This window comes from Nonomuraea sp. NPDC004354 (assembly GCF_053602555.1).
Genome location: NZ_JBSGDV010000014.1, coordinates 67,074 through 76,431, shown reverse-complemented (window position 1 = coordinate 76,431; position 9,358 = coordinate 67,074). Strand labels below are relative to the sequence as shown.

Genomic DNA, 9,358 nt, shown 5'->3' with positions numbered 1-9,358 from the left:
CAGCAGGCCGGATGGCCGGGCGCGCCCGCGGGGGCAGGGCCGCCGCCCGGCTGGCAGCAGACACCCACCGGGGCCGGACAGGCGGCGGGCTGGCAGCAGACACCCACGGGCGCGGGACAGGCGGCGGGCTGGGCGGCCGCGCACACCGGGCCGGGCCAGGGTGGTCCCGGCGCGGGAGCCCAGCAGCCGGTCGGCGGATGGGCCGGGGCGCACACCGGGCCCGGGCAGGGGTTAGGGCATCCGGCGGGTTGGGGCGGGGTGGCCGCGGGTGACCTGCACGGGTCCCCCACCGCCCTGTCGAGGAAGCCGGCCACGCGCGGCTACGCCGCCGCCTCGGCGCTGTTCGCCGTGATGATCGCCGTCGGGCTGGTGCTGATGATCCTCGAAGGCCGGTGAGCGGTGCCCGACGACCTCGACACCCTGGAGCGCCGCATCGACCTGCTGCGTACCCGGGTCCGCGCCGCCGTACGGGACAGGGATCTCGCCCTGGCCCGCCAGCTGCGCGGCGAGCTGCGCAAGTCGGAGCGGGCGTGGGACCTGCGGGTGAGCAGCCCGCCCGAGCCTGAGACGGCCGGTCAGCGGGGCAGGACGGGCCCGCCGGTGCGGGAGCGGGTGCACGCGGCGCTGACACTGCTGCAGGTGCCGGCCGCCGGGCGGCTGGTGGTGGGCGTCCACGAGGCGTTCTTCGCCGAGCCGCTGAAAAGCTCCCAGCTCAGCACGCTCAGGCGGGACGAGGAGCGCACCTTCCGCCGCTCGCCGTACGGCAGGCCCCACTACGTGTGCGCGGCGCTGACCGACCGGCTCACCCCGGCCCGCGGGCTGCTGGCGGTCAGCACCTGGCCGCAGGAGCGCAGGGTCGTGGGCCCGCTCAGCCCGCGGGTCGACTTCCTGCGGTCCACCATGCGGGTGGCCACGCGGGTCGGCGAGCTGGACGAGCCGTCGGAGAAGGCGTGGCGGCTGCTGGCCAGGATGGCGCGCAACGTGCCGGGCGCGGGCGGCGGGTTCGAGCGGCCCGAGCCCGCGGTGGTGGTCCGGGCGGCGGAGGCGGAGCTGGCCGTCCACCTGGCGGCCGACACGCGCGACCGCGCCGAGCTGGCCGGACGCGCCGGACGGCAGCTGGATGAGGCCGCGAAACTGTTCGGCGCCACTACGCTGAGCGAGATCGCGAGGAAGGCGGCGTGCGCGTGAGACAGGCGCGGCCGCGGAGGAGGACGGCGTGCGCGTGAGACGGACACGGCGCGGAGAAGGCGGCGTGCGCGTGAGACGGACACGACCGGGGACGAGAGCGGAGGCATGAGCGGGTGAACGGGCTCGACGCGCTGAGAGGCACCACCCCCGCCAAACCCCACGACGCCAGGGCGATCGCCGCGCTGGCCGCCAATCCGGGCTGCGCGCGCAGGGCGCTGATGGACGGAGCGGGCGTCGACAAGGACCGGGCGGCGCGGCATCTGGGGTTCCCCGCCCCGTTCGGGCAGTCGCCGTTCGCGATCACCAGGGGCAACGCCTTCGAGGCGCTGGTGAAGGCCGACGGCTGCGCGGAGCTGCTGCGGCTGCTGCGCGGGCTGCTGAGCCTGCCGATCGAGGAGGTCGCCTACCAGGACGTGCACAACGTCGGCGCCCACCTGCGCCACTCCCACACCAGGGCGCTGTTCGACCGGGCGGCCAGGCAGGAGCAGGGCACGCTGTACGACCATCCGCTGCTCAGCCTGGACATCGCGGGCCACGCCGCCTACCTCGAGCCCGACGTGGTGGCCTTCCAGCAGGGCGGGCAGTTCCACATCGTGGAGATCAAGTCGTTCGCGGTGATCGACGGCCAGGCCGACCCCGCGGCGGTCGCGGCGGCGGCCCGGCAGGCGGCGGTCTACGTGCTGGCGCTGCGCACCCTGTTGGAGGAGCTGGGCCACGATCCGCTGCGGGTCGCGCACGACGTGGTGCTCGTCTGCCCGGAGAACTTCGCCAACCGGCCGATGGCCACGCTCGTCGACGTGCGCAGGCAGCTGGCGGTGCTGAAGCGGCAGCTGGCCAGGATGACCTCGATCGACCGGCTGCTGGCGGAACTCCCCGACGGCCTCACCTTCGACCTGCGGCCAGGCGACGACGGGGTGCCGACCAGGCCCGCGGCCGAGCTGGCGGAGGCGCTGCACCAGGTGGCCGCCCGCTACGCGCCCGACTGCCTGTCCACCTGCGATCTGTGTTTCTTCTGCCGTGACGAGGCCCGCCTCGAGGGTGCGTCGGACCTGCTCGGCCGGCAGGTGCGCGACGAGCTCGGCGGCGTGGCGACGGTCGAGGAGGCGCTGGCCCTGGCCGACGGCCGCCGCGAGCCCGCGCCAGGCCAGGAGGAGATCGCCCGGCTGCTGCGGGACGCCGAACGGCTGCGCAGGGAGTGCCTGGCGTGAGCATCCTCACCTCGCTGGCCCGGCTGAGGGCGGTCAAGGAGGGCGTGGCGCAGCCGACGGCCACCGTGCGCCACTGCCATGTGAGCGACCGGCCGATGGTGTTCGTCCCGCTCAAGCTGTCGGGTGAGGCGGCGGCTCCGCTGGCGGCCCTGGTCGGCACCGACCGCGACGCCCCCGAGCTGCTGGTGGTCTCCCAGCCGCGCAACCGGGATCTGCGCTTCGCCTTCATGGCCGAGCTGGCGGGGGTGCTGCTGCCGTACGTCGAGAGCTTCGCGGCCCACACCGAGACGGTCGAGAAGAGGAACGCCGACCCCTACGAGCGGGCGCTCGACGCGCCCCAGCTGCTGCTGCCGAACCCGGCGGGGGTGGGGTTCACCAGGCTGCTCGGCCGCTCGACCAGGTTCCGCAGGACCGACGGGCCCTATCCGGTGCCGGAGGAGGTGCCGCTGCTGGGCAGGTGGCTGACCTACTTCGCCGAGCGGGCCGCGCACCCGGGCTCGTCGCTGACGCTGGCCGCCACCGAGGAGCTCGGCCGCCACTGGGCCACCGGGCAGAGCGGGCTGGAGGACGCCAACCTGGCCGCCCTGATCGGCTGGATCGCTCCGCCGCCGGGACTGACCGGGCCGCAGGCCGCCGAGGAGGCGGAGGACCCGCTGATCTGGCCGCCCGCCGGGCCGGCCACCGACCCCGGCTTCGACGCCGAGGTTCTCGCGCCCGCGATCGACGAAGGCACCGTCGAGCGCGTCACCGAGGCGCTGCGCACCCAGCTGACCCCGACGTGGCGGCTGCTGTGGCAGGCCGTCGACCTGCTGCGGGCGCTGCCCGCGGGGGCGAGCGTGGCGACCAGGTGGGAGGCCGACAGGGGCTCCTACAGCGTCATGGCCCAGCAGGTCGCCGAGGGCGCGCCGCCGCAGGCCCGCCGCGACGGCGCCGTCTCCGCCGCGGCCCGCCTGTCCAGGATGGAACGGGCGCAGGCCGCCTTCGAGGTGCAGCGCGCCTACGACGATCCGCTGATCATGGCCGAGTACCGCCTGACCGGCGAGGCGTTCGCCGGCGAGGTGATCGAGACCGATCCCGGGCACACCGAGGGCGAGGGCCGCTCCCGCAAGCTGCGGCCCGTCGTCCTGATCAAGACCGACGACCCCGTACGGCTGCCGCCCGGCGCCACGCTCGGCACGCCCGATCGCCGCGGCCAGGCCGCCGAGCTGGTCGACGTCCACGAGGGTCTGGTCACCCTGAAGATCACCAAAGGCATGGGCAGGGGGAAGACCCCGGCCCCCGGCTCCGTGCCCGAGCCGGGCGAGCGGGTCTGCTACACCTCGCTGACCGACGACTTCCAGGGCTCGGCGGCGCTGCCCGACAGGGAGGCCACCCCGTGGACCCACGGCGGGCCGCCCGAGGAGTACGTCCCGAGCGACGAGGACGCCCAGGAGGAGTGGGCATGAGCCCCGAAGAGGTCATCCAGGCCGTGCTGGCCGACCTGCCCAGACACCGGGGCGTGGTCGTCGACTCCCCGCCAGGCGCGGGCAAGTCGACGCTGGTCGTGCGGGCCGCGGCGCACCTGGCGGAGACCGGCGAGCCGCTGATGATCGTCGCGCAGACCAACGAGCAGGTCGACGACCTGATCGAGCGCATCGCCGACAAGCATCCCGAGCTCTCGGTCGGCCGGCTGTCCGCCTCCGGCTACGTGCCGCCGCTGCGGCTGCTGGAGATCCCGAGCGTCACGGTCGGCACCAGGATCCAGGACCTCAACGATCCGGCCGTCGTGATCGCCACCGCCGACAAGTGGGCCTGGATCAGCGGCCGTACCTGGCCGTGGGCGATCGTCGACGAGGCCTACCAGATGCGCTCCGACAAGTTGCTGCGCATCGCCGGGCTGTTCGAGCGGGCGCTGTTCGTGGGCGACCCCGGCCAGCTCGACCCGTTCTCGATCGTGGAGGCCGACAGGTGGGCGGGCCTGTCCTGGGATCCGCTGCAGAGCGCCGTGTCGGTGCTGCTGCGCCACAACCCCGACCTGCCCGTGCACCGGCTGCCGGTGTCGTGGCGGCTGCCCGCCTCGGCGGCGCCCGTGGTGTCGCAGGCGTTCTACCCGTTCACCGGGTTCCGGTCGGGCACCGGGCCCGGCGAGCGGGCGATGGAGCTGACCACCGGCGGCATGGGCACCGTGCACGACCGCGCGCTGGAGGAGGCGGCGCGCTCGGGCTGGTCGCTGCTCGAACTGCCCAGCCGCCACACGGTCCGCACCGACGGCGAGGCCGTGCAGGCGGTGGCGCGGCTGGCCACCAGGCTGCTGGAGCGCGGCGGCGTGACGTTCTCGGAGAAGGGCGAGCGGCCGGTGACGGCCGACCGGGTCGCGATCGGTGCCGCGCACCGCGACCAGGTGGCGGCCATCAGGAGCGCCGGCGTGCCGCCCGAGATCACCGTCGACACCGCCAACCGGCTGCAGGGCAGGGAGTACGACGTGACGGTGGTGCTGCACCCGCTGTCGGGACGCAGGGACGCCACCGCCTTCCACCTGGAGTCCGGACGGCTGTGCGTGCTGACCTCCCGGCACCGGCACGCGTGCGTGGTGGTGGCGAGAGCGGGCATCTCCGAGCTGCTCGACGCCCATCCGTCGGCCGAGTCGGTGCAGCTCGGCGTGCCGGTCAAGTTTCCCGACGGCTGGGAGGCGAACCAGTCGGTTCTGGAGCACCTGGCACGGCACCGGATCCGCGCCCTGGGCGGCTGAGGCCGGGCCCGCTCATGCGGGGGCGACTGGGCCGGGCACGTCCGTGCGGGCGGCGGCTGAGGCCATGCCCGCTCGTGCGGGGGCCGTTCCCGCGAGCAGGCCGGGGCCGGTGCGCGGGGGGCGCGGTGGGCGGGTGTGCCGGTCACCGCGTGGCCGCGCCCCGGCGGGGCGTCGCTAGAGGCGGCGGCGCCAGACGTCGATGACGAGCACCGGGCGCATGCCCGCGGAGGTGTAGAGGCCCAGCGCGGGCGTGGTGTTGTTGGCGTCGACCTGCAACAGCGTGCCCCTCCGGCCGCGGGCGGCGTCGGCGGCGAAAGCCGTACGCAGCAGGAAGCGGCCGAGGCCGCGCCCGCGGAAGGCGGGCAGCGTGGCGAGGGTGAAGACGTAGCCGCGGTTCTCGTCCTCGGCGAAGTGGTTGGTGCCCACCAGCAGCGCGGCAGGCTCGCCGTCGACGCGGGCGACGAGCACCTGCGACCAGTCGGTGGCCGCCGAGGCCTGCCTGCGGCCCAGCCACTCCTCGTACGGCAGCGGCACGAACCCGAAGTGGTCGGCGAAGCCCTCCTGGTGGATGCGGTGCGCCTCGCGCCTGAGCTCGTCGGTGAGCGCGGGGTGAAGGGTGACGCCGTCGGGCGGCTCGGGAGCCTCGACAGGTCCGTCGAAGTCGATGCCGAGCCGGTGGAAGCTGGTGGCGGGCGCGAAGCCGAGCCCCTTCACCAGCGCCTGCTTGTCCTCGTCGGCGCGGTAGACGCCGATGTCGAGGGTGAGGCCTTCGTGGCCGCGCTCGGCGGCCAGCTGCCGGGAGCGTTCCATGACGGCCGACCAGAGCCCGTCCGTCACGCCGTCGCCGGTTCCCGGCCTGACGACCACCTCGACGTCGGCCTCGTCGCTGTCGCCCTTGGGGATGATCCACGCCCAGCCGTTCAGCGTGCCCGCGTCGTCCTCGGCCAGCCAGGCGTCCCGCTCGGTGTCGAGCTCGCCGAGTTCGTCGGCGATGTCGTCGAGTGTGACGTCGGGGAGGCCGATGACCGAGATGTCGTACGTGGAGACGAGCTCGTGCACGGCGGGGGCATCGGCCGTGCGGGGTCGGCGGACGGTGTGGCGATCCATGGCGACGATTGTCCACATTCGCCGGGTCGGTCGCCTCTGGTTTTCCGCCCCGCGGATCAGGGCGCCGACCGGGGGCGGTGGGAGACCCCTGCCAGGTCCGCACCGTCCGCGGGCTCGCGCCGTCGAGCCGCTGCCGCGAACCGGGTTCCGGGCAGGGCGGAAGCCGTACCGTTACGCACGGCCACCGACAAGAGAGTCGTAGTCAGGCAGGTCGGCGCTGGTCGCCAGCGACTTGGTACTGCTGATCATGAGCTTCTGGGCCAGGCTGGTGCTGAACAGGGCGTTGCGGAACCACAGCCCGAAGGCGCCGGCCGGGGCGAGGAACTTTCCGGGGTTGGCGCCCCGCTGCCATCGGGCGGCGTATGGTCGCATGCGGTTCTCGTAGGCGGCGAAGCCGGCACGGTGATCGCCTCCTGCGGCGGCCAGCTCGCCGGCCAGCACGTAGGCGCCCACGACGGCGGTACCCACGCCCATCCCACCGAGCGTCACTCCCCAGGCGGCGTCGCCGAGCAGCGCGGCACGTCCTGATGACCAGGCCGGGACGCGGACCGTGCTGATCGAGTCGAAATACAGCTCCGGTGCGTCGCGCAGCCCGGCGAGCAGGCGGGGCACATGCCAGCGCATGCCGGTGAACGCGTCGGCGACGAGCTTCTTCTGCTGTTCGACGTCGCGCCAGTCGTGGTCGAGCTGCGGCGAGGCGAACACCGCGAAGACCCCCGCCCGATCCGGGTCGCGCTGGTCGGCGGAGACGCCGATCATCCGGCCTGGCACGTTGTACTGCTGGGGCGTGGCATCCGCGCCGAACGCGTTGGGCAGCTGCCAGCCGGCCAGGTAGTAGCCGAGGTGCCGTACGTAGCTCTGCTCGGGCCCGAACGCGATGCGGCGTACCCCGGAGTGCAGCCCGTCAGCGCCGATCATCATGTCGAACGTGCGCGAGCCGTTCCGGCCGAACTCGACCCGGATGCCGTCGGCGGTCTCCACCGCGCCAGCGATCGCGTCGCCGAACAGGTACTCGGTGCGCTCGACGCCGCGCTCGTAGAACACCCGCGACAGATCACGGCGGAGTACCTCGATGTCACCTCCGGCGAACTCGGCGGGCAGCTCGAACAGCCGGCGGCCGTGCTCGTCCACCCAGCGCATCGCGCCCGCGTGGGTCTGCAGCGCCCGGAGCTCGTCCAGAACACCCATCTTCGACAGCACGCCCAGGTGGGTGGGCCCGCGGAAGTCGACCGCGAAGCCGGAGGTGCGCAGCGTGGGCGCGATCTCGACGACGGTGGCGTCGGCCCCGTACCGGGACAGCCAGTACGCCAGGGCGGGGCCGGCGACTCCGGCGCCGGAGATCAGGACTCGCAGGCCGCGCAGCGCGGAAGTGATCACAGCACTCTCCTGTTCGCAAAAAACTGTATCCATTGGACACAGTGTACGATAGACACAGTTGAGCGCATGGTGCAAGGGAGTGCCGATGGCAACCGAGACGACGGCGATCACGCTGCTGTGGGAACAGCCGGCCGCACCGAAACGCGGGCCGAAACCGACGCTGAGCCTGGACACGATCGCGACCGCCGGCATCCAGATCGCCGACGCCGACGGACTCGCGGCCCTGACGATGCAACGGGTCGCCGAGCGGCTCGGCGTCACGAAGATGGCCCTGTACCGCTACGTGCCGGGCAAGGTGGAACTGGTCGCGCTGATGGTCGATCTGGCGATCGGTGAACCGCCGCCGCCGGCCGCGGCCGCCGGCGGCTGGCGGCCGACGCTCGACTCGTGGGCGCGGCAGATGTACGACCGGTTCCGGGCGCATCCGTGGGCGTTGGAGGCCACCGTCGGGGCACGCGCCTTCGGGCCCAACGAGCTCGGCTGGCTGGAACAGGCCACCGCCGCGCTGGCCGGTACCGGGCTGGCCGGCTCGGAGATCCTCGACACGGCCGCCACCCTCGCCGGGCACGCGCGGATGATCGCGCAGCAGGCCGCAGGGACCCCGGCCGGCGCCCCCGAGCAGGCGATGGGTGATGCCATGGGCGCGATGCTGGCCGGGCGCGAAGAACGCTTCCCCACGCTGTCCGCGGCCCTGGCCGACCCGGCGGGCAAGGACCAGGCGCTCGACTTCGGCCTGCGGTGCATCCTCGACGGCGTGGAGTTGCTGATCAGCCGCCTGAACTGACGTATCGGCCCTGGCGGCGGGCCCTGCGGCTACGTTGTGCGGCCACGGCGCAGGCCGGTGATCCCCCGCGACGGGACCGGCGCTCGGGCCGCTCACATGGCGAGGGGACGCCAGTGGCGAAGGATCCCTGGAAAGGGGGTCACGGTGAGGCGGGCCCGGGGCGGGGCCGTCAGTAGGCTGGGCTCGTGTTGATCCGCCCCGCCACCGCAGGTGACCTGCCGTCGGTGGCCGCCGTCTACGCCCACTACGTGGCCACGAGCGTCGTCACCTTCGACGAGATCTCACCCGAGCCGGCCTTCTGGGAGAGCAGGCTCGACGATCTCGACGCGCGGGGCCTGCCGTTCCTGGTGGCCGACGTGGACGGCGAGGTGGCGGGTTACGCCCTGGCGAGCCAGTGGCGGCCCAAGCCCGCCTACCGGCACACCGCAGAGGACTCGATCTACCTGGCGCCGGGCCGTACCGGGCAGGGGCTGGGCCGGGCGCTGCTCGGCCAGTTGCTGGAGCGCTGCGCGAAGGCGGGGATGCGGCAGGTGGTGGCGGTGATCGCCGACACCGGTGACGCGGCTTCGGTGGCGTTGCACCGCGCGTTCGGGTTCGTCTCCGCCGGGCGGCTGACCGGGGTCGGCTTCAAGCTCGGCCGCTGGGTCGACACCGAGCTGCTGCAACTCGACCTCACCCGCCACCGGCAGGCCGACGACCGGCGCCGGTAGCCGCGGCCCGCCCGGCAGGCCCCGGCCGGCGTCCGCGGCCTGGGACTGAACCGCACCATTCGGGCGCAGGCCGACCGCGCTCTCTCGTGCGGGCCGAGGACCCGGCGCTCGCGGCCGGGCCCCGCGGACCGACCGCGCTCTCTCATGCGGGCCCAGGACCCGGCGCTCGCGGCCGGGCCCCGCGGAGCTCTCTCATGCGGCCGAGGACCCGGCGCTCGCGGCCGGGCCTCGGCCGTCAGCCGGCCGCGCGGCGCCG

At 74.1% G+C, this 9,358-nt stretch carries 8 protein-coding genes and 1 pseudogene; 7 read left to right on the top strand and 2 right to left on the bottom strand.

Annotation, left to right across the window (positions count from 1 at the left end; all coding sequences use genetic code 11):
- The 5 genes and pseudogenes from ACWENQ_RS31350 to ACWENQ_RS31330 all read left to right on the top strand — a co-directional run.
- Positions 1-396, top strand: a pseudogene (locus ACWENQ_RS31350) (hypothetical protein); the annotation flags it as partial.
- Positions 397-399: 3 nt separating this feature from the next.
- Positions 400-1,188 carry a hypothetical protein gene (locus ACWENQ_RS31345; protein ID WP_452417395.1) on the top strand — a complete coding sequence of 263 codons (789 nt, stop codon included), beginning with the start codon at positions 400-402 and terminating at the stop codon, positions 1,186-1,188.
- A 113-nt stretch (positions 1,189-1,301) separates the two neighbouring features.
- Complete coding sequence (locus ACWENQ_RS31340; protein WP_354906901.1) at positions 1,302-2,396, top strand: hypothetical protein; 1,095 nt, start codon at positions 1,302-1,304, stop codon at positions 2,394-2,396.
- Positions 2,393-3,841 carry a hypothetical protein gene (locus ACWENQ_RS31335; RefSeq protein WP_452417394.1) on the top strand — a complete coding sequence of 483 codons (1,449 nt, stop codon included), beginning with the start codon at positions 2,393-2,395 and terminating at the stop codon, positions 3,839-3,841. Before ACWENQ_RS31340 ends, ACWENQ_RS31335 begins: the two co-directional genes overlap by 4 nt.
- Positions 3,838-5,124 carry an AAA family ATPase gene (locus tag ACWENQ_RS31330; protein WP_354906903.1) on the top strand — a complete coding sequence of 429 codons (1,287 nt, stop codon included), beginning with the start codon at positions 3,838-3,840 and terminating at the stop codon, positions 5,122-5,124. Before ACWENQ_RS31335 ends, ACWENQ_RS31330 begins: the two co-directional genes overlap by 4 nt.
- A 174-nt stretch (positions 5,125-5,298) precedes the next feature.
- Here the strand turns inward: ACWENQ_RS31330 and ACWENQ_RS31325 are convergent, their stop codons facing one another.
- Together ACWENQ_RS31325 and ACWENQ_RS31320 are read right to left on the bottom strand one after the other, a co-directional pair.
- A complete protein-coding gene (locus tag ACWENQ_RS31325) occupies positions 5,299-6,231 on the bottom strand; it encodes a GNAT family N-acetyltransferase (protein ID WP_449925219.1) in 933 nt (310 codons plus the stop codon).
- Positions 6,232-6,402: 171 nt separating this feature from the next.
- Entirely contained in the window at positions 6,403-7,608 is a 1,206-nt protein-coding gene (locus tag ACWENQ_RS31320; protein ID WP_452417393.1) for an FAD-dependent monooxygenase, read from the bottom strand.
- 85 nt (positions 7,609-7,693) lie between these two features.
- On the opposite strand from ACWENQ_RS31320, the gene ACWENQ_RS31315 reads away from it, so the two are divergent.
- The gene (locus ACWENQ_RS31315) at positions 7,694-8,392 is read left to right on the top strand and encodes a TetR/AcrR family transcriptional regulator (protein ID WP_452417391.1); all 699 of its coding nucleotides are present in this window, start codon (positions 7,694-7,696) and stop codon (positions 8,390-8,392) included.
- 185 nt (positions 8,393-8,577) lie between these two features.
- Positions 8,578-9,102: an N-acetyltransferase family protein gene (locus ACWENQ_RS31310; RefSeq protein ID WP_452417389.1), complete on the top strand. Its 525-nt coding sequence runs from the start codon at positions 8,578-8,580 to the stop codon at positions 9,100-9,102.
- Positions 9,103-9,358 lie beyond the last annotated feature (256 nt).